This is a genomic window from Croceivirga sp. ABH4_376, assembly GCF_056160685.1.
Map to the genome: position 1 here is coordinate 126,819 of NZ_JBSWXQ010000006.1, position 22,689 is coordinate 149,507.

Sequence of the window (22,689 nt, forward strand, 5' to 3'; positions counted from 1 at the left end):
TATTGAAAAATAAAAAAATGTAGAAAAACTTATAATGGGTAAATTTTTTTCTCTCTAGCCTTTGGTCAGTTTGTGCTGTATTCAGTTGGTGAGACGCCAAAGTGTTCTTTAAAGCATTTGGTAAAATAAGAATGGTTGTTGAACCCGACAGAGTAACCAATTTCTGAAATGTTTGCATCGGATTTTTTTAAGAGTCCGGCAGCAAGCTTTAACCGTTGAATTCTAATGAACTCTGTAGTGCTTTGCCCGGTTAAGGCTTTTAGCTTTCGATGAAGTTGCATGCGGCTCATACCCAATGCTTGGGCAAAATTTTCGGTATTGAAGTCGGATTCCACCAACTTATCGTCAAGAATGTTTTGCAAGTTTGTCAAAAAACGTTCATCGTATGAGTTGATGGAAATGTCTTTTGGGGTCAGAACCACTTCTTTGCTAAAGCGTTGCTGTAGTTTTTGTTGTGTTTCAAGTAGATTCTTGGCTTGCTGCCTTAAAATTTCGGTATTAAAAGGTTTGGTTAGATAGGCGTCGGCTCCATATTCGAGTCCCACAAGAGTATTTTCATCGCCTGCTTTTGCTGTTAGCATTACAATGGGAATATGTGAGGTGGCATCACTGGTTTTACATTTTTTGGTAAAAAGCAAGCCATCTTCCTCCGGCATCATTAAATCGGTAATGATGATGTCGGGCACTATTTCTTGTGCCAGTTCAAATCCCGTCTTTCCATTTTCTTTCAGGTGAATTTGATAATCCTTTTCAAACAATGAACCCACAAAGTTTCGAAGGTCTTCATTGTCGTCCACCACCAACAATATTGGCAAGTCTTTGTTTGAAACTTTATCAATTTTCACAATTTCCTGATGCGCATCGGTAACATCAATTTTAAGTATATCTTGGGCCTTCGTAAAAGAAAGCTTTTCATCGGAGGAAAAAGCATTTTTTGAAATAGGCAATTGCACCGTAAACGCTACCTCGTCGTTGCTGGAATCAACCTTTATTTGCCCTTTGTGTAACTCCACCAATTCTTTGGTCAAAGCAAGGCCAACTCCAGTACCAGAGGCTGTATCATTGGCACGATAGAACCTATTGAAAATTTGGTTTATTTCCGCTTCAGAAAGAGAGGTGCCTGAATTACTTACCCTTACGTTCATTTGGTCTTTGTTTCCGTCTACCCTGACCAAAATAGTTTCGTTTTCAGGACTATATTTTATGGCATTGCCAACAAGATTGGTCAATATTTTCTGAAGCACATCTTGATCGAACCATGCATTAGGTATATTCAAATTAATTTGTGTGTCATAGTTCTGCTTCTTTTGCTGCGACTTAAATTCAAATGAGCTTAAAACTGATTTGATAAATGGTTCGGGATTTTGTTGGGAAACCTTCAGCTGGTAGTGGCCAGATTCCAATCTTGAAAGGTCCATAATCTGATCCACAAGTTCTTCTAACCTTTCAGAGTTTTTTTTGGCCAGCGTAAGACCATTTCTTGATTCGCTATTTAATTTATCATTATTGAGTTGTTGTTCAATGGGGCCTCGAATCAATGATAAAGGTGTTCTTAATTCATGGGATATATTGGTAAAGAAATTAGATTTTGCCAAGTCTAGTTCCCTTAATTTTTTATTGGTTTTTTGGCGGTTTCTAAATAGAAAGAAAAGAAATATTCCAGTCAGTGAAGTCAAGCCTAAACCAGCTAAAAGAATATTCTTTTGACTTTTCTGTCGTTGTTGTGTAAGTTGATTGTCAGACTTTAATAGTGCAATTTCTTGCTCTTTTTGACTGGTTGCATAAATGGTTTCCAGCTCATGAATTGTTGCCTGATTTTGAACAGCTCCAATGGAATCTTTTAAATCTTTTGCTTTTTGAAGTAAAGTGTAAGCTTTTGCGTTAAGCCCCTGCATGTGGTAGGCATTGGCTAGTTGCTCCAAGGCAGTGGCTTCGATGGACTTGTTGTTCTCTTTGTTGTTCTGCAAAACACCCTCAAGATGCTGTGCGGCTTTCTTGGGATTGTTGTTTTTCAAATATAATTCTGCAAGTTTTAAGCGTGCTTCTGTGGTTTCATAACTAAATTTGTTGTCCCGATTTAGGGTGTACCCGTTGGTTAATAATTTTTCAGCTTCTTTAAGCTCACCTTGTTCTAGCTTCGTGAGCCCGAGATATGTACTTGTTTGGGCCAGCGCATTTTCATCTTTTATTTTTGTAAAGTAATCCAAGGCTTGAGTCAGTAGGGAATCAGCTTCGGCAATATCATTGTTCAGATAATAAACCGTACCCAATTGCATATTTGTGTTATTTACAAAAAAATCTTTGTTGACGGGTAATTTTACAAATTCTAGATTCGCTTTTTTATAATAAGAGATTGACTTCTTATAATCGTTAATCTCTTTATAAACACTGCCCAAGCTTTGGTAAGAAGCGGCAATAATATCTGGTCGTTGCGGTTGGTTTTGATGTATTGAATCGGCTTTTAAAAAATAACGGACGGCATTCTTAAAATTGTTCTCACGTATATAGGTATTACCTAAAGCAGTATAGGTGTCAACTATAATATGTATGTCTTGTTTTGGGTCAGCAATCGATAGACAATCTTCACAGGATTTTTTTGCCAAATCACTTTTGCCAACCAAATAATAACCTCTGCAAAGCGCATTCAATGCACGAGCGGCACCAGTGTTGTATTCGATATCTTGGGCTATTTTTTTAGACTTGTCATAATAAAAAAGGGCGGAATCCATATTTTGGATTCTTCTGAAGTAATGCCCCATGGTGTATTCAGTGTCCGCAAGTCCTGTCTTATAGTTTTTGTTTAAACTGAAAGTTCTCATTTTCTGAATATAAAACAATGCACTATCAGGTTGCGGATTTATATAAACTACCACCTTTTTACGGTAATCTTGAAATACTATGGAATCGGAATTAGATAAATTTGAAAATTCTTTAGATTTTTGAGATAAACCAACAAAGATGGATAAAAAAAAGGTAAAGGTTATTTTGATAGTTTTAACCATGTTGTTGTTAATCCAGTTTTATTAAATCTTTGATGGTAAAGTAATTAGTCATATATAATGAAAACTAAATTCCTATAAATCAATTCGTAAAGTACTATGCAAAAAGGTGTATTGATAACTACATTTCTAAACTGGTAAGCACGGTAGAGCCCATGAGCTTTCCGTTTTTATTATAAGTTTCTTGCTTAACCAATCCTACACCCTCTGCTAGCCATAGTCTAGACGGAAAAGTTTGGTTGGTCATCATCATTTTACTTTTGATTTCGCTATAGATAACATAGCAGTCAAAAGTGCCTGCACTAGTGGTTATGGTTTCTTTTTTCTCTACTTTTCGGTTTACGGTATCTACATTCATCTTCATATTCATACCGCTCATATTAATGGTTACAGCTACATTGGCATCTGCCAAATCTTGCCCTACATTCAAGTTATTAGGCAATTCTACATCGGTGCCTGTAATTTCCATCTCCATATCCTTAAACTGTTCTAACATCTTTGTGTTCATCAAGGATTGATAGTCAATACGTACCACGTCACCGTCACAGGTAAATGAATAATCTGAGGAAAAAGACTCTTTTCCTTTGGCGTCTGTAAGTTTAACCTCCATTGTTGCGGTTGTTACGCCGCCAGAGGTGCTTACATTACTTACATGGTAATGGGTAACACCATCGGATTTACCTTTTTTATTAAGATTGTCATACGTAAATGTGGTTCCTTTTTCTAACGGATAATAACGACTGCATTGGGCAGTGCTTATATAGGTTAAACAACTTAATGTTAGTAGAATTATAAGATTTTTCATGATGTTATTTTTATTGTTTGATGAATTCTACGCGTCTGTTTTGTGCCTTTCCTTCTGTAGAAGTATTATCAGCAATAGGTTCTAGTTCTCCTTTACCTTCTGTTGCAAGCCTGTCGGCGGCTACTCCATACACGTTTGTTAGTGCTTTTTTTACAGATTGTGCCCTGGCATCACTCAATTTTAGATTTGTAGTATCATCTCCATCTGCATCTGTATGGCCAACTATTTTAAGTTTAATAGAAGCGTCTTGCTGCAGCACTTGGTAGATTTGCCGAATAATACCCATAGATTCTGGTTTAATGTTGGCAGAACCGGAATCAAATAAAATTCCGTTGGTAGATATTTTACCGTCCGCCATAAGTTTTCGTCTTAAGTCTACACCGCCTTCGGCAACTTTTAAATTGCTAATTAAGAGTTTTTCTTTGCCATCTTTAAACCCTACCGGTTCAAACTTCAATTTCGTAATCTTACCTAATGGGACAATTCTTGGGATATCCACATGTTTTTCTTCATTTATCCATAAGCGAAAACGCTGTTTGTTTACAGCTATAGAGATGTGCGGCATTTGATTCATTTCATCTCTAACATCCGCATTGATACGATTGTTAATTGTGTTTTTGCCATCAATGTTATTCCACATGCGAATGTCAACAGCTATATACTGGCAAAAAGGAAGATAGCTGAACACTGTGTTTTTACTATAACTAAAGTTGTCCTTTTCGTCTAAAATAACATGTAACAAAGCTCCAGACGACGTGTTTTTATCAACGCCAACGGCTAACAAATCAAATTCAATGGTATATTCTTCTGGTAAATTGGGTACATCGGGAATGTAATATGAGCCAGATAGCATTTCAAACCAATTTTGGTCATTGTTGTTCACTTTTACCACTTCTCCACCTCCATCGGTATTCCATTTAGACGGGAAATCACCAATAAAATCATTTGCAAAGTCATCAAAGAACAGTGGTTTATCTCCAGGTACAAAGTCAAATTTGCTGTATACTTCTAATCTTGGTTCTTCACTGGTATTGCTGTTATTGGTTTTTTTGGTGGCATTTTTATCATTGTTGCCGTTGTCTAAGTTTTCATCATCTTGGTTGGTAGGTTCTGGAAGGGTTTTTGGTTCGGACTTTTTACTGCCAGGCTCTAAAATACTATCTAAAGTTTGGTCTGTTTTTTTAGAGGTTTCGCGCTCTACACGGCGCTCTACCGTGCGTTCGGCGGCTTCTTTAGCTTTTTTTCCAAGTTTTTTTAAAAATTGACTCTGCACGGGAGCCGTAAACAGGAATAGTAATGCCGTTAGGCTAGCTATTCTAAAGGGAAGTTTCATTTTCAGTGTTTTGTGTTGATTCATTAGATTCATCACAAATTAGTAAACTGAAAATGAGATTGTTCCAAAATGTGTATAAACGGTAATTGTTATTGTGTAAAGCGCTAGTTTAACTTGTAAACAATTAGGGAGTTTTCTTGGTCTTTGCTTACCACTTCTAATTTATCATCTTTATCCATATCTATCAAATCTATACTAGATGAGCCATATACTGGAAAGTTGGCAATGGGTTTGGATTGGCTATCAAACAAATAGATTTTTTGATTCTGGATGTCCGTTACGGAAATGTATAGTTTGTTGTCTATGTAAAAAATCTTTGGCTTCTCATATACACCAAGCTCTAATTCCGTTGTCTTACCTCTAATACTAAGCGTGTTTTCATCCATGTACACCAAGGTTTTACTAGTTGCATCTAAACCATGATTAGGTCCAAGTTTTAGATTGCTTGCAGCAAGCTTTCCTTTGCTATCTATAAGATGTAATACCCCTTCTTTGTTGGTAGTTATGAACTTGTCCTTGTAGAGGTAGACCTCGTTATTAGAAAAGTCAATCTTATCTTTAAAGTTGATTCTATCTTGGCCGGCTCTGTGTTTTATTTTTAGACTGCCGTTGGCCAATTGAAACACCAAATAATCCTTATTTCCAATCCTAAAGTGTTTTGGTGCTTGTATAATTGGGCTTTCTGCCTTAGTATAGGTAAAACCTTTAACCAAGTTTGCGCTGCTGTTGTACATGTGTATTGCAGTGCCTTGGGTAACTAAAAATCTATAATTTCTATTGTTTTCATAATCAAAAACGGCTAAAGGGTTTAGGTTGCCTCCTTCAAACTTAAAATTGAAATTAGATACTTGGTCACCATTTCGGTCTAGAATCAAAAATTGATTGTTGGTGGTAAATGCCAATTGTAGCTTTCCGTTTTTATATAAATCTACCTGTTGAATTTTACCCTGTATCTTTCCGTCTAACTTCTTTTTCCAAAGCACTTTGCCTATAGCAGAAATTAAATATAGGTTGTTGTCTGTATCTTGAACAACAATTTCATATGTATTGTTTCTATGATTTTTTACAAACTGCGGATTAGTAGCTAAATCGTTACTTAGTTCCAAAGTAAACAATGGGCTTACAGACGTTGTAGTGGTTGTTTTGCCAGGTTTTTTGATGACTAAATTAGCATGGTAAAAATTTGCATCCGCCGTTACTTGGGCGGCAAGTACCGTTGAATTGTCTAAATTGGAAATGCTCTCTGTAAGGGGTTTTAGTCCATTTAGTTCAGAAAGTTGTAAGAGTCCATTTTTAGTGGCGTAGAATTGAATGCTACTTTCATTGGCCAATAGGTCTTTGGTTGTATTATAAGCATGGTCATTACTTAAGGTATTACCACTTTTTATATTGGCAATAATTGTTTGTAGGCCAGACTCCGTTTCTGAGAATATGTATGTATTTTCAAAAACCGTGCAAAAGTTAGATTCGAAATCTTTGACCAAAGGATTAAAACGATCACTTATGAAATTAGAATTGTTTAGTTTAATTAGGGTAGTTCCTTGATAGGTGCTCTCTTCAATTTTTGCAGTTTCAATTAAACCCAATAGGGCTTCGGCGTCAAAAGTAGTTAGCATCACTGCTTTTTCCGATTTAAGCTGCAAAACACTTAACTGCTCAACTCCTTTAATACCGGTGTCTAGGGGTTCTTTTGCATCGAGATAGATTTTTTGATTTCGCAAGAAAGTTTCATAGTTGTTAAAAGTATAGTCGGTAACAACCTCTATGTTTTTGGGGGTGTAAGAAACAAAAGAACTTGTAACCGGGGTAGTTTTACTTAAAAGGCTCGTGAAATTTTTTATGGAGTCTTTGGCTAATATTATTCCATTAAGAAACAATTCGTCTGGTTTGCCGCTAAATTCTATGGCCAACCAATCTGCAAAATGCTTTACAGAAGCAGTTTTGGATTCCTTTAATACAGACTTAAATATATTTTGGCTAGCTTTTAAATTTATAAAAATGCTTGCACTAGTATTTTTACTACTAGTACCATATAACTTTTCTAGAATAGGATTTGGTTTATTCTTCCTTCCAGTTCTCACTATATTTTCTATCAAGAGTTTTGAAGAAGCTAGCACCCATAAATCTTCTAAATTATATAGGTAAAAGATTTGGTTGTTTAGGGTAACACGAGTTAGTTCCTTGTTCTCATAGGTTATGGTTTCTATTTTTTTGTTGGTTACTTTATTTAGGTCTGCATCCAGTAGGTTTGCTTTTGTTGCAAAAATAAATTCGAATTTATTTTTACCCACTTCGTAAAAGCCTAAAATACCACCTTCGTTAATAGCTAAATGATTTAGGTAGTCAGTTTTTTCTTGAACTTGCTGGTAGTATTTTGTTTTTTGTATTTGTTGTAAAACCGTGTTGTTTTTTAGTTCGCTATTAAAGTTGGTAAGGTTGTTTATTTTTAAGAATAACGCCGCATCTTGAGGTAGTAGATCTAGTAAGGTTTCTTTTACTACCGGTTCTTGTTTACATGAAAAAATTAGCAATAGAATTGGAATTAGGAACTTGTAGTTCATTTAGTGGCCTTTTATAGCAAAGTTAAAAGGTTTGGTTACAACTCAAAACTAAGTTGTTCAGGTAATAACTTAAAAGTTTTACGATGGTATTTGCAAGGCCCGTGTTTTAGGATTGCAGCCCTATGCTCTTTTGTTGGATAACCTTTGTTTTTAGCCCAATTATATACTGGAAATTCTTCATGTATTTTCAGCATATATTCATCTCTGTACGTCTTAGCTAAAACAGAGGCCGCTGCAATGGATAAGTATCTAGAGTCTCCTTTAATAAAGCAGGTATGTGGTATTTGTTTATAGGGTTTAAATTTATTACCATCAACTAATATATGCTCCGGTATTTGTTTTAATTGATCTAAGGCACGATGCATACCTAAGATTGATGCATTTAATATATTAATTTGATCAATTTCTTGCTCGGAAATATGTACTACACCATATTCGGGACATTCTGCTTCTAGAATGCCCCTTAAACGGTTTCTTTGGATTTTTGTTAGCTGTTTTGAATCGTTAAGAATTTCATTTTCAAAACTTTTGGGTAAAATTATGGCTGCAGCCGTGACGGGTCCGGCTAAACAACCTCTTCCTGCCTCGTCTGTCCCCGCTTCGTTAAAGGATTGATAAAAACTGTTAATCATATCTTAATAGGTGTGTTTTTTAACAAAATACATAGATACAAATTAGAGAATGGGACAAATCGTTGAATAAAATTCATCAGTAACGTCTTTATGGATGCTTTATTGTAAAAATTGAACATATTTTAACAACATAGGGGGTTGATTGTGTGATATTTTTGGAATATTAACGATTAATTATCATTTTTGGAACTGACTAATTCAAAAATTTTTTAAATGAAATCAATGTTAACGTGGATGTTGACGCCTTTATTGGTGTTAACTTTTTCATTTTCTTTTGCACAAGAGAAAACGATTTCAGGTAATGTAACAGATCAAGATGGTCTGCCGTTGCCTGGTGTCTCCATTGTAGTTGTTGGTACATCCAATGGAACGCAAACAGATTTTGATGGTAATTATTCAATTACCGCTAGTACAGGGCAAGTTTTAAGGTTTAGCTACCTAGGACAGAAAACAGTAAATAAAACTGTTGGAGCCTCTAGTACAATCAACGCACAACTTATGCAAGACGCACAAGCGTTAGAAGAGGTGGTGGTAACTGGTTATGGAGCAAGATCAAAAGAACTTTCAACCTCTGCTGTGTCTACAGTGTCTACAGAGAAGATTGAAGCTTTTGTTCCCTCTACAAGTGTAGATAATATATTGCAAGGTCAAGCGGCTGGTGTACAAGTTACTGCTGCAAATGGTAGGCCAGGTCAAACTGCATTTGTTACTATTAGAGGTGTTGGCTCTTTAAATGCAAGTACAACTCCATTATATGTAGTGGATGGTGTTCCTGTGGATGATGATTTTATTGGAAACTTAAACCCAAATGATATTGAGACATTTTCTATTTTAAAAGATGCAGCCACAGTATCAAAATATGGTTCAAGGGGAGCTAATGGTGTTGTTTTAATCACTACAAAGAAAGGGCGTTCAGGAGAGGCAAGAATTACTTTTAGATCTTCTTATGGTTTCGGTGAAAGAGTTTCTGATCCTTTTGATTTGATGAATGCCGAGCAAAAATTGGAATTAGAAAGGCAATATGCTGCTTTAGGTGTTAATGCGGCTCAATCTTTACCTGGAGCTACTGCTGACGACGCTGAAAGAGCTAGGCTTATTGGTTTGGATACTAACTGGGAGGAAGAGTTGTTGAGAAAATCTGTTATTCAATCAAATTCGCTTTCAATTTCTGGGGGGGATGATAAATTAACATACTTTATGTCCTTGGGATATGATAAGAACTCTGGTATTATAGATAACTTAGATGGTTTTGAAAGAATTACTGGTCGTATCAACACAACATATCAAGCTAAGGATTGGTTAAATGTAGGTACGAGTATTTCTTTGGCTCGCAGTACTACTGATTTACCAAGGGATAGAAATAATGTTCAAAACCCGTTTAGGGCAATGTATGATTACAATCCATACGAGCCACTATTTGCTAGAAATGCTGATGGTAGTATTAGATTAGATGATCAAGGGGAGCCAGTTTATAATCGTACTTCAACTGGATTTCCAATCGCTTTAGCACTACAAACAGAGCCAGAGGATAATAGAAACTTTTTAATTGTAGGTAGCTTATATGCAGACATGACTTTTTCTGAAAAATTTTCTAATAGATTTTCAGTAGGTGCATCAAACAATAGATTTAATAGAACAAATAGATCAATTGCTGGAGGAGTTTTACAAGGTTTTGTGGGAGATGCTAATTTCCCTGGAACACAAACAGATGAATTTTCCAATTCTCTTCAGTATAACGTAAATAATATTTTTACTTATAATGATACATTTGGAACATTTCATAATTTGTCTGCAAGCTTCTTGTTAGAATATAATGAGAACATTTTTACAGATTTATTTGCTACAAGTAGAGGCTTTCCTTCTCCTAATATTCCATATCAAGATGTTGCGGCAGAGGCTACTTCAGCAGGCTCTGACGAGGAGAGAAATATTTTGTTTTCTCAAGGTTTATTTTTGGATTATGACTTTGATAGTAAGTATGTGTTGTCTGCCTCTGTAAGGAGGGATGGTTCTTCTCGTTTTGGTCCTGAGAATAAGTATGGTTATTTTTATAGTGGTAGTGCTGCGTGGAATATTTCTAATGAAAAATTCATGGAGGGTTCTGTATTTAATAATTTAAAATTAAGGGCATCATACGGTACTGCTGGTAACCAAAATATTGGAAATTTTGAATTTTTAAACTTACTTCAGTTTAATACATATAATGGTAATACTACTGCTATTCCAATTGGCGTAGGGAATCCTCAAATTCAATGGGAATCACAAGCAATACTAGATATAGGTGTTGAATTTGGTTTGTTTAACAACCGTATAAATGGTGTAGTAGATTATTTCAAAAAGAATTCAAAAGACTTATTGTTGAATCAACCTTTGTCTCAAACAGTTGGTGACGAAAACAATTCTATAGTAGCAAATATCGGTGAAATTGAAAACAGTGGTTTTGAATTTACTTTAAATGCTGATGTTATTAGAGGAGAAAACTTTGTTTGGAGCATAGGAGGTAACGTATCATTGTTGGATAACAAAGTTGTTTCATTGGTAAACGGGGAGGACATTGTTAATGAAGGGTTTGGTTTAAATATCCTTAGAGAAGGAGAAGAAATTAGCTCTTTTTATATGGTTAGATATGCCGGAGTTAACCCTGCAAATGGTGAGCCTTTATATTATGATATTGATGGAAATATTACTAATACGTATAGTGCTTCTGATCAGGTTCTTTTAGATGGTAAATCCCCTTATGCTAACATTGAAGGTGGATTTTATACTTCTTTTAGATATGGAGGATTCGGTTTAAGAGCTGACTTTGTGGGTAAAGGAGGTAATTACATCGTTAATTTCCAGAGATCCGCAGGGATAAATATTGGAAATATTGATAGCAATCAGAGAGTAGAAGCTTTTAACTATTGGAAAGAGCCTGGAGATGTAAATGTATTACCAAATCCAATTTTCCAAGGAACTGCTGATCAAACTAGTACTAGATTTTTAGAAAAAGGTGATTATATTAGGCTAAGAACGCTAACATTAGATTATAAACTTCCAAGTAAGTTCTTAGATGGAACGGGTATTGACGTGTTTAGAGTTTTTGCAACTGGTCAAAATTTATTCACTATGACCGAATTTAATGGTGATCCAGAGATTGGTCTTGGATCTGCTGAAACTTCAGAGCCTGGTGATGCAGGTTTCCTAGCAGGAGCGGTAAGCTTATTTAGCTACCCACAGACAAAGTCTTATACATTTGGTGTTGAAATCGGATTTTAATAAAAAAAATTAAAATGAAAAATAACTTTTATAAAATAGGTTTAGCTTTCACTCTAGCACTGGGAACTTTAGTTTCTTGCGATGATGAGTTGAATGATTTACAGCCTTTTACAGAAGGAAGTCCAGAGACTTTCTTTAACAGTCCATCTAGCTTTCAAAATGGTGTAGACGGGATTTATAGCCAGTTTTGGAATTACTATTCTAATACAGGTTCTGGAATGCAAGGTATTCCAGATATCTTGTCCGATAACGTAGTCTTAGTTCAATCAGGGCGTAAATCTAATGAGGTATATTATGATTATAGATTTAATCCAAATACTGGAGGTGCAATTACCCTATGGTGGAGTGAAGCTTATGAAGCGGTAAACGCTGCTAATTTGATTATTGGTCAAATTAATAACTTAGCAGATGGAGAGGTTAAGAATAACATATTAGGACAGGCCTTGGCGGCTAGAGCTATGGCTCATTTTGATTTGGTTAGATCTTACGGTAAAATACCTACTCAAAGTTCTGATGCAAATGGTTCTTTGGGTATTGTGTATTTGAAAGTTGAAGATGGAGATACTGGGGATCCCTTTGCTACCCCTTCTAGGGAAACTGTAGCTAGTAATTATACGGAAATAATTAGTGATTTGGTAAGGGCTAGTACTTTGATTGGAGAGGATAATGGAGAGGGTAGGCTTAATAGAGATGCTGTATTTGCCTTGTTATCAAGGGTTTATTTATATAATGGAGATTATCAATTAGCTGTTGATGCTGCTGATGAAGTATCTACAGGATTAGCTGCTGCTGCGGATTTAATTGATGTGTATGAAGATACCGTTAACGATGGTGTTATAATTGAATGGTCCGTTAACACTTCTTCTGAGTCTAATTTTAACAATGTAGGAGTGCTATATAGCCAGTCAAATTCTGAGTCAACAATTTCAGAGTATGCTGTTGAATTTGATTTTTTTAACAGTATTGATGCTAATGATTTAAGAAGAAACGTTATTCAATTTGTTGGAACAAACCAAGGAAATAATTACAATGCCGTTAGAAAATTTTTAGGTGAAGCGGGTCAAGTAAATGGCCGAGTTGATATAAAGGTTTTAAGAGCTGCAGAAGTATTATTAAATAAAGCAGAGGCAGAATTTGAATTAGGGCTAGAGTCGGCTGCTTTAGCAACTTTAGATATTCTAAGAACTAACAGGTATACAAGTTTTACAGGTGGCGAATCTGGCCAGGATTTAGAAGATGCAATTCAGTTTGAAAGACGAGTTGAGCTTTGTTTTGAGGGTCATAGATTTTTTGATTTGAAAAGAAGAGGAGAATCTATTGTCAGGTCTGAAAATGGTGATATTATAGATGGTTCAGGAACGCCGGCGGAAGTTTTGCTTGTTCCTGCTGGAGACACAATGTTTCAGTTGCCAATACCAGTAGCTGAAATTAATGCTAACGCTAATTTGGAACAAAATCCAGGGTATTAATTTTTAATAGAAAGAAAAAATGAAAAATTTAATTAAACATACTGGTGTTTTATTGGCTACAATTGGTATAGTGTTAACTTCTTGCGAAGAAGAGAATGTAGTGTACGATAAAGTTTCAGGACAGACAATAGCTTCTTTTAGTACTTCAGCTTTAGATTTAGGTGTTCCCGTTGAGGGGGCTTCCCAAGTAGTAAGCGTTACGGCGAGTACGGAGAATTCTAGCGAAAGAATGATTTCTTATGAAATAGATCCCTCTTCTACTGCTACTCCTGATCAGTATACAATTACAACGTCTAATATTGCCGGGGGAGAGTTTACTGGTACAATTACAATTGAAGGTAACTTTGCGGCTTTACCAGAGGAAGGCACAAGGCAATTGATAATTAATCTAACAGATGTTTCTAATTCTAATGATTTGACTTTTGGAACAGGAACTCTTACTATTAGCTTATTTAGGCAATGCGATATGGCCCCTACTCCCGGAGTCTGGACTATAAATATGGAAGATAGTTATGGAGATGGTTGGCAGACTACTTCAAACAATGGAGGTCCTGGACTTACAGTAACGTTGAATGATGGTACTGTGTTCGAAGTTGGGCTATGTACTCCATATGAGGACAATGAGTATGATTGTACAAACGAAGGTTCTTCTGGGTCAACAACAATTACAATCCCAGAAGGAACAGAATCGGCAGAATGGTTTTTCCCAGGAGATAATTGGGGAGAAATCTCTTTTAGTATTGTTGCTCCAAATGGTAATGTTGTGTACGCTGCTGGTCCTGATAGTCCTGCAGGTGTATTTGAAATTGATTTCTGTGCACAGTAGAGTTTGTTATAATACTATTTAACCGTTAAAAGGTTTACATTTTAATTAATATTAAACCAGAGAAGCTAATTTCTCTGGTTTTTTATTTTGTAGAAATGTTTGGATTTTAAAATTTATACTATTAACCATTCTATCCCTAGGAAAGAAACATACAGATTATAATAATAACTATACCGTATTCCTAGTAATTATATAATTAAACTAAATGGTTTGTTCCTTGGCTTTAAGGCATATTATATCATTAACAAAGAATTTATTTGGTAAGATAATCTGGATTTCATCGTCCCAATGTTATTCGTTTATAGCTATGCTTTGATAATTAGTTCTGTGACAGTTAACACAGCATAGGTATATGGTTTTTTTGGGTGTTATTTCTGTGATTAGACGTCTCACGACGGGTAGCTTAAATTAGTTCATGTTGCTTTATGTGTAGTAAATATTACTGAATAAAAGAACGCTCGTTTAATTAAGCAAAGTTTTTTGAAGGTGCAATTGAGTAGGAACATTCTTTTTTCTGTGGAAGGAGCGGATTTGATTAAAAGCTCAATTTCTTGGTGAGTAAATTGATTGGTTTTGGGGTAAGGTTATTTTGAAGGTAAGGTGTAAATTAATAAGTCCAGAAAACATTTTCTGGACTTATTAATTTTTTTAGTAGGGTTAAATTCAAAGCCTAAGCTTCCTGATTATATAGTTTAATAAGTTTAATAGCTTCTTTTGGTTTAGAAATTCTTAAGGATTCATTTTCAATTAAATTTTTAACTTTTTCCTTATCTAAAAATTTATAAAAATACTTCTTTTTTAAATATATTTTTCGGGCAGGTTGATTTCCAATTTGAATGTAATAAGAGCTAATATCTATATATCGTGGGGGTACGTTTCGATCATAATTTGTGCTAGCAGATTTGCCTCTTCTTAAATGTATTTCTGGCTTAAATAGTAATTTAGTCTTGCCATTATTTAGAATTACAAAATATCCTGTTCTTGTTCCATCATTTTCATCTTCATAAGGTAAAATTTTATATACATCTCTACCAATTTTAGCTGAAATTGTATTTCTTTTTAGGATAGCGGTGTAATTATCTTTCCCTTGTTTTAGCTCTAACTCACTCGTGTATGCATTATAGCGTAATTCTCCATTTATCTTTGCTTCACCATTAAAATAAACCTTACCCTGTTTAAATTGCGGCTCAATGTAAGGGGAGCCAATTGTTTTTAACGGAGTATCGGATATTTCCTTTGTTTGGTATGAGACGATACCTTCTCCATCTGGTGTTGTGAAATTTACTTGTGCGCTTACAGTACTTAAAGCAAATAAGCTTAAAGCAAAAATTTTGTAATTCATCTTAAAATTAATTGAGTCTGTTTATTTTCTTGCAAGAACTAAAAATATTATGAGACTTAATGTTATTAAGTTCATAATATTTTTAGAAAAAATAGAAGCTCTTTAGTTCGTTGTTTTAAACTCAAATATTTCAGATAAAGTATTGTTATTATTTAAGTCAATGCTTTTTATTTGCCAATAATAACTAAGATTGCGCTCTAAATTGGTTATGTTAAAGGATAAACTATCGGTTTCCCCTATAAACTCTATATTATCTATTGCTGTCCCAAGGAAAATTTCAAATCTAATTAAGTCGTTATCTAAGTCGTTTGCATTCCATTCTAGCAAGATTTCATTTGCGTAGGTTATTGTACTTCCTCTTTTTGGATAAATTGCTTCCGCAGGAAACGGTGAGTAATTTATGATACCTGGACCTTCATTGTAAAACCGCCATTTCTCACTTACTGCAATTTCTTCTGTTTTATTAGCCATAGATTTCACTTCCCATTCAAATAAGGTACCTCTGTCAATCCTTACAACTGTAGAATTAGTAAGCACTGTAGATTTTGTAATTTCGTTATTTTCTAAATTCCTAATTGTAACTTCATATAAATCTGTATTTTCTGCATTTTCCCATTCAAAATTAACATCACTCTTATTATCATTGACTATTAGTCCAGTATTACATTCTGTATTATTTTCTGGAAATATTAGGTTTGCTGCTTGTGGCGGCGTAACTGTGGTTATACTATCATCTATATTATTATCATCATCCTCATTTCCGCCACTACAAGATAGGAAGAGAAGTACAAGTATTGGATTTAATATGGCTTTTCTCATTTTATTAGAATTTTATAGATTAAAATTTCTTTTTCGGTTATTATGTTTAATAAATAAATTCCCCTTGAAAATTGGCTTACATTAATTTTTAAATTTTCTACACTTATTTCTGAGTAATTCTTTTTTAATAAAGTCTTCCCATCTAAACTGTTTATTCTAATCTGACTAACTTCAGATTTATTCGAATTATTTAAAACAATATTTAAATAACCGTCTGTTACTGGATTTGGATAAATTATAGGTTTCTTGTCCAGGACTATATTTTTTTCAAAAATACCTTGGCAAAATAAATCTGTTGTAACCCTAATTTTATTAAAATTTTCTTTCAATGAAAATTGAACTGTATTTTCAGTAGTTTGTAAATTTTCGTTGTTTACTTGAATATGATATAATTCACCACCTTTTAAATTAAGCGTAAGTTCATTAGTAAAACTATTCACGATTGCATTTACGTCTAATGTGTCTGGTTGAGAAAGTTCTATGTTAAAACATTGTTGGTAACCATCTTCTCCATTTACCTCAATACAAAGTCTATACGGGCCTGCTTTCAAGTTTTTAAATAAAGAATTATTATTAAATTCTTGAACAACATTAACATCAATTCCAGATAATGTCGCGATGTAATTTAAGTTGGTTTCGGCTACAATACTTACTTCACCATTGTCTTTTGAAGCACAGGTTTCACTTTTAATAGAAATTGCAAAATTACTAGATGGCAAGGAGAACACTTCACATCCGCTAGTATCTACAATTGCATTTGGAGCTGAATTAGGACATATATCTAAATCATTATTTACTCCATCATTATCATTGTCGTTATCGCAAACATTTCCTAACCCATCTTCATCATCATCTAGTTGATTTGGATTTGAAATTAATGGGCAATTGTCTTCCTCATCTAAAACTCCATCATTGTCATCGTCTTGATCACAGACATCTCCAATCCCATCGCCATCAGAATCTAGTTGATTTGCATTAGCAGTAAGAGGACAATTATCCACTAAATCTAAAACTCCATCATTATCATCGTCATCGTCATCTTGAAAGCCACTAACTAGAAAATCATCAATAATCACCCCTTCTTTATTGACAGAAGGGTCAGAATGAAATACCAATCTGAATATTACGTTGTTAGAAGAAGTTAAGTCTGTTTCTCCTCGGGATGCATTTAAATTAAAGTCATAAGCATATTCCATCATTTCTATGCTAGTTCCAGTCCATTGTGCTCCGGGGCAGTTTTGACAGTCATCATCTTCACCAGAATTGGCATTAGTTCTAGCACTATTATACCATTTTGGTTGACTTTCAGCAGAGCCTAGAACTTCCCAATTTGCTCCATTATCTAAAGTATACTCTACATAGAAAATATCAAAATTTTCCTCTAGGTCATAGGCCATGTTAAATTTTAGAACAGGAGCCAGGATAGAAGATAATTCGTAACAACCGCTATAGATATATGCCTTTGTTGCATCAGGATGGTTCCCATCTAGATTTGTGCCTATCACATTGTTGCCAGAACTAGAGTTGTTAAGTAAAGTGCCGTTGGGTATGCCAACTTCCCATATGTCATCAGTGGATAACTCTGTTACAGTAATTAAATTTAATGTGTTGTCTTCAAAATCATATATTTCATTACCAATAGAAAAATCATTAATTATAAAGGAGTTCAATAATTCATTGTTGTCATCAAATGCATCATTAGGAGTTGTTATCTCAAATGCAATTGTATTTTGTCCGGATACTAGACCTGTTAAAGAGTTTAAATCAATGTTTATGGATTCTTTAGAACCAATAACTACATCTCTATTTTCCAAAATTGGCGGATTACCATTCAGCGAATATTTTATGTTTATTTGGGTTATTTCATTCAATCCATTATTTTCAATCAAAACACTGGGAAAAATCTCACCGCATAATACATCGTTTTGATTAGGATTTGCGGATATAAGTCTTATGTCGTAATCAGGTAACTGCACTGGTATGGCACTTTGCCATACTCCTCGCCCATAAGTAGAGGCAGTAATTATTTGTTCGTCAACATTGATTTGCAAATCGCTTACGGCAACATTTGGTAAATTAGTATCAAATTCTTCCCACTCTGTTAGTTGATCATCTAACCTATAAACTCCTAAACTTGTGCCGACAAAAATAGGATTGTTGGGATCTCTTTTTTGATGTTCAATACAGAAAAAAGCTTCATTCGATGGAAGATTTAAAGTGATGTCTTCAAGATTAATATTTCCATTGCCTAAATCGGTTAATTTAAAGACACCTCTTGCTACTTGTTGATCTCGTTGACTAGTTCCTACTCTTTTAGATGTAGTGACATAGATAATATTGCCGTCGTTTTTATTAATTGCAATTGAAGAGATGTCAGAATCGAAACCTTGTAATGGAATAAAGGTTAATCCCCCATTTTGACTTCTATAAATAAAATTATCATTGGCAACGTAAATATTGTCAAAATTATTGGGGTCAATTTCAATATCCTCTACATTGCCCGTACCAGTGGCAGAAGAAACTTCTTCCCATTGGGTTCCATTTAATTTGTATAATCCATCAAAACCAGAATAAACTACCCCATTTGGTGCTATTGCAAGAGGAGTTATCCAATTACCAGATTTGTTATTCCCATTAGCATCAGTAGGAGGTGGAACAAAAGAAATAGATTGACCTGAATTATTTGAAACAAAGAGGGCGTTACCAAACTGGACAAAACCGTAAACCAAATTATCATTTATGGGATCTATTTCATAATCCATTCCATCACCAAGTGTGTAAATACTCCATTGCTCATTATCTCTAATAAATCCAGAATTGTCTTGGGTTCCACCTGCAATTTTATTTGCGTCGTTTTTAGAAACAGAAATTCGATAAAATTGAGAAATAGACATTCCAGCAGTTTTATCTACAAATGTTTGTCCGTTATCTGATGAAACATATAAACCACCATCGCTACCACAGAATAGTTGATTATTAAAAAATTTTAGTGTGTGTATATCAACATGCGTATATGCTGCAGTAACATCGGAATCATTATTATTTAGTCTAAAAAATGAATCCCCACCATCTATACTCCTCCATACATTTATGGCTCCCATGAATATAGTATTTTCATCTGTAGGTGATATTTCCAAAGCTAAATCGTACCAAGCTTGGTTTCTTTCCATGATATCGGTTTCATTTGGACTTTCTGTGAAACTATTTCCGCTGTCAATAGATTTGTAAAAACCTTGATAAGAATAATTTTGTTGAGCTGTATTTGCACTAAGTATGTACAATACCTCTGGATTGGCAGGGGTTGTACCTAATACTAGCCTACCTGAATTCTCTGGCAAAATATCTGTTATTTGATTGAAACTGTTGCCGCCATCGGTTGACTTAAAGTAGCTGTCATTAGTTACTGCGTATATTGTTTTACTATCATTTGGTTTTAATTTAAAATCTTTAATGCTTTCATTTAGTACAGTATTCCAACTATCCCCGCCATCAATAGATTTTTTTAAACCTTCTTTTGATCCAACCCAAATTATATTAGAATCAGTTGGGTCAATATAAATTTCGTTCATTAAGGAATTAACCGTACTGTTAGAGGGATTCAACCCGGTTTCATTCCATGTTATACCGCCATCTAAACTTTTAAATACTCCGATGCTGTAAGTGTCTGCAGCATCATCATCACCTGTTGTTATATAAATAATATTGGAATCATTTGGGTCAATGGCTATTCCAGACACTCCTATTTGTAAAAAATTATCGAATAAGTTTACCCAATTGTCACCAGAATCTATAGATTTCCAAATACCACCTGCAGGAGCCCCTGCATACCATATGTTTTTATTATTTGGATCTACAGTTATTGCATTTATTCTTCCAATGCCTGGTTGTCCTAAAGCTTTAGTGCTAGGGTATGAGGGGCCGATACTGAGCCAATTCGCTGTTGAGTTTGCCTTTAAACCATTGGTAGTCTTTTCTCTCCAAGTATGCCAAATGTCATATGGCTCTGGAATGTAGCCGTTTTCATCTACCAAGTTTAACCAATAATTCTCCCATCTTTTATATGGTTTGAAGCCACTACCCTTTTTTTTCCAATCTTTATCTATCCAGTAATTATTAAATGCCTGCGTAATCTGATATATAGACAAACCGTTTTCTTTTTCAAATCGCCTACTATTTTTAGAATTAGTTCCTTTTCGCTCAACATTATTCATCCAAGGAGCACTCTCATTAAACTGTGCATTCGCTATGCCTGTCATCAAAATCAAAAGCAGAAGTAACTTTCTTTTCATAATTTTTTATTAAAATGGTCGACAAAATACTTAAAACTTAGCACATATTTTGTTAAGAATATAAAACTCTCGTTCTATTGCATGTTTTTTGATGCTTTATATTTTAGCATTTTTTTAGAATCGAAAAAATTACCTTTGAAATCCAATTCAGAAGGATGAAGTATAACCTTATTATTTTAATGGCATTTTTATTGAGTTCTAATTTTAATTGGTCTCAAACAAAATTGCCAGAAAAGAAAATGCCGCTAGATAAAAAGGAAGGTCTTAATCTTGATCGTTCCAAAAAAGATAGCGTAAACGGAAAGAAAAAGAGAAAAGAGGTACAAGATGTTACAATAGCCAACTACAAAATAATCAACTTTGAGAGGGATACCACTTTTCTAGATACTACGCTAACCATTAATAAAGAATATAAATTTAACTACTTAAGGAAAGACGATTTTGAATTAATGTCTTTTGCTAATTTAGGGCATGCTTACAATAGATTAAGCAGGTCTGGTAATCCATATCATTTTTATCCCCGCATTGGTGCGTCTGCTAGAAACATAGCTTATTTTGAAGTAGAGGATGTAAATTACTATAATGTAGCAACACCGCTTACCGAGTTGTTTTTTAAAACTACCATGGAACGTGGTCAGCTGTTAGACGCTTTGCTAACTTTAAATACTTCAAAAAGGTTTAATGCTTCCGTTGCCTATACTGGATTACGCTCTTTGGGTAAATATGATTACGAGCAAACCCAAGCGGGTAGGTTTAGGGCCACCTTTAATTATAGAACACTAAATAATAGGTACTGGGTAAGGGGGCATTTTACTGCACAAGATTTGGAAGGAGAGGAGAGTGGCGGACTCGATGATAAGGTTTTACAATTCGAAAGTGGAGATGAGGATTTGTTGGATAGGGGTAGAATAGACCTCAGGTATACCAACGCTGATAATAAAATTGTTGGTAAACGTTACTTTCTTGATCATCAATTTAATTTGGTAAGACCTAAAAAGGATAGCATTAAAAGTAGGTCAACTTTATTGGCAATTGGTCATCAATTTAGCTACGAAACCAAATATTATCAATTTCTTCAAAGTGCACGGGTAGATGAGTTGGGCGAAGCCCTTTTTGTCTCGCCAATAGACGATAAATCAACCTTAAGAACAACCTATAATCAATTAACAGCAAATTTTAGCAATCAAAATCTTGGTAACCTCAATGCCGGTATTAGTCTTTATAATTATGATTATGCTTTTGGGAGTTTGGTTATAACTGATGAAGGGTTAATTCCAAGTCAATTAAAGGGAGAAGAAATTGGGGTGGTTGCATCTTACAAAAATAAATTAGGTGGGTTAGAGGTTGATGGTAAATTAAGGTACACTGTATCTGGAGAGTTAACCGGTAATTTATTAGATGCTCAAGTCGGATATCAAATTAACAACAACCATCTTATATACGGTAAGTTGTTTTTAAGTTCTAAGCTTCCAGATTTTAATTACCTATTGTATCAAAGTGATTATACCAACTACAATTGGTACAATAAAGACAGTTTCGAAAACGAACAGGTTAAAACCTTAACGGGTGGTTTTGTTTCTAAATGGTTTGGTAACCTTAATATAGATTACTCCTTGTTGGATAACTATACCTACTTTGGTCTTGCGTCAGACATTACTCAAGAGGCCATAGATGCCGGTAGCCAAGATAGTTTTGTTAGGCCTTTTCAGGATAGTGGTACTATTAACTATCTTAAGGTAAAGTATCAAAAGGAGATTAAATACAGAAAATGGGCGCTCAATAATACATTTCTGTATCAAGAAGTAAATCAAGATGCAGAAGTTTTTAATGTTCCTCAATTGGTTACTAGAAACACATTATACTTTAGTAGTGATGTTTTTGATAAAGCTATGTTTCTACAAACTGGGGTAACTTTTAAATATTTTAGTTCTTACAAAATGGATGGTTATAATCCATTGCTGGCAGAGTTCTATAGCCAAACCTTGGAAGAAAATGGTGCTTATCCTTTAATAGACTTATTTATTAATGCTAAAGTTAGGCAAACAAGAATCTTTTTAAAGGCAGAACATTTAAACACTATTTGGACCAAACAGTACAATTACTATGCAGCTCCTAACTATCCTTATCGTGATTTTGTAATTCGATTTGGCCTGGTTTGGAATTTCTTTTCATAAAAGATTAAAAAAATAGACAGGCTAACTGTTAGGTTATCAGTGGTTTCTAAATTACCCTAAAAAAACCTTTAAAAAGTTTGTTGGTTTATTGGGAAATGGTGTTACATTTGCAGCCCGAAAAACAACAAAGGGTTTGTTTTAGGGGATAGTTCTAAAGCTCATTGACATACTGTTTTTTTTAG

General features: G+C 34.5%; 12 protein-coding genes. 4 read left to right on the plus strand and 8 right to left on the minus strand.

The annotated features are described in order from the left end of the window. Positions 1-65 precede the first annotated feature (65 nt). The 5 genes from ACXAGS_RS13310 to ACXAGS_RS13330 form a co-directional block, all read right to left on the minus strand. A complete protein-coding gene (locus ACXAGS_RS13310) occupies positions 66-2,819 on the minus strand; it encodes a tetratricopeptide repeat protein (RefSeq protein WP_474907416.1) in 2,754 nt (917 codons plus the stop codon). Positions 2,820-3,120: 301 nt separating this feature from the next. Beyond that, on the minus strand, positions 3,121-3,804 hold the full coding sequence (locus tag ACXAGS_RS13315; protein WP_474907418.1) for a TapB family protein: 684 nt from the start codon (positions 3,802-3,804) through the stop codon (positions 3,121-3,123). A 10-nt stretch (positions 3,805-3,814) separates the two neighbouring features. Continuing rightward, positions 3,815-5,137, minus strand: a complete 1,323-nt coding sequence (locus ACXAGS_RS13320) for an OmpA family protein (RefSeq protein ID WP_474907419.1) — start codon at positions 5,135-5,137, stop codon at positions 3,815-3,817. A 104-nt stretch (positions 5,138-5,241) separates the two neighbouring features. Then, positions 5,242-7,698, minus strand: coding sequence for a ribonuclease HII (locus tag ACXAGS_RS13325; protein WP_474907420.1), 2,457 nt, complete (start codon positions 7,696-7,698; stop codon positions 5,242-5,244). Between the two features lie 35 nt (positions 7,699-7,733). Beyond that, a complete protein-coding gene (locus ACXAGS_RS13330; RefSeq protein WP_474907422.1) occupies positions 7,734-8,330 on the minus strand; it encodes a ribonuclease HII in 597 nt (198 codons plus the stop codon). A gap of 213 nt (positions 8,331-8,543) precedes the next feature. Between ACXAGS_RS13330 and ACXAGS_RS13335 the strand changes: the two genes are divergently transcribed. From ACXAGS_RS13335 to ACXAGS_RS13345, 3 genes are read left to right on the plus strand one after another with little or no spacing between them, the layout of a single operon-like run. After that, positions 8,544-11,588 carry a SusC/RagA family TonB-linked outer membrane protein gene (locus ACXAGS_RS13335; protein ID WP_474907424.1) on the plus strand — a complete coding sequence of 1,015 codons (3,045 nt, stop codon included), beginning with the start codon at positions 8,544-8,546 and terminating at the stop codon, positions 11,586-11,588. Positions 11,589-11,602: 14 nt separating this feature from the next. Then, positions 11,603-13,057, plus strand: a complete 1,455-nt coding sequence (locus ACXAGS_RS13340) for a RagB/SusD family nutrient uptake outer membrane protein (RefSeq protein WP_474907426.1) — start codon at positions 11,603-11,605, stop codon at positions 13,055-13,057. 19 nt (positions 13,058-13,076) lie between these two features. After that, positions 13,077-13,883, plus strand: coding sequence for a hypothetical protein (locus tag ACXAGS_RS13345; protein WP_474907428.1), 807 nt, complete (start codon positions 13,077-13,079; stop codon positions 13,881-13,883). A 670-nt stretch (positions 13,884-14,553) separates the two neighbouring features. On the opposite strand, the gene ACXAGS_RS13350 is transcribed toward ACXAGS_RS13345, so the two are convergent. The 3 genes from ACXAGS_RS13350 to ACXAGS_RS13360 form a co-directional block, all read right to left on the minus strand. After that, positions 14,554-15,225 (minus strand): hypothetical protein, encoded by a 672-nt coding sequence (locus ACXAGS_RS13350; RefSeq protein ID WP_474907430.1) that lies wholly within the window; start codon positions 15,223-15,225, stop codon positions 14,554-14,556. A 102-nt stretch (positions 15,226-15,327) separates the two neighbouring features. Next, positions 15,328-16,044, minus strand: coding sequence for a hypothetical protein (locus ACXAGS_RS13355; protein ID WP_474907431.1), 717 nt, complete (start codon positions 16,042-16,044; stop codon positions 15,328-15,330). Continuing rightward, the gene (locus ACXAGS_RS13360; RefSeq protein ID WP_474907432.1) at positions 16,041-20,300 is read right to left on the minus strand and encodes a thrombospondin type 3 repeat-containing protein; all 4,260 of its coding nucleotides are present in this window, start codon (positions 20,298-20,300) and stop codon (positions 16,041-16,043) included. The genes ACXAGS_RS13355 and ACXAGS_RS13360 overlap by 4 nt, the downstream gene beginning before the upstream one ends. A 188-nt stretch (positions 20,301-20,488) precedes the next feature. Between ACXAGS_RS13360 and ACXAGS_RS13365 the strand changes: the two genes are divergently transcribed. After that, positions 20,489-22,507, plus strand: a complete 2,019-nt coding sequence (locus ACXAGS_RS13365; RefSeq protein ID WP_474907434.1) for a putative porin — start codon at positions 20,489-20,491, stop codon at positions 22,505-22,507. Positions 22,508-22,689: the final 182 nt, after the last annotated feature.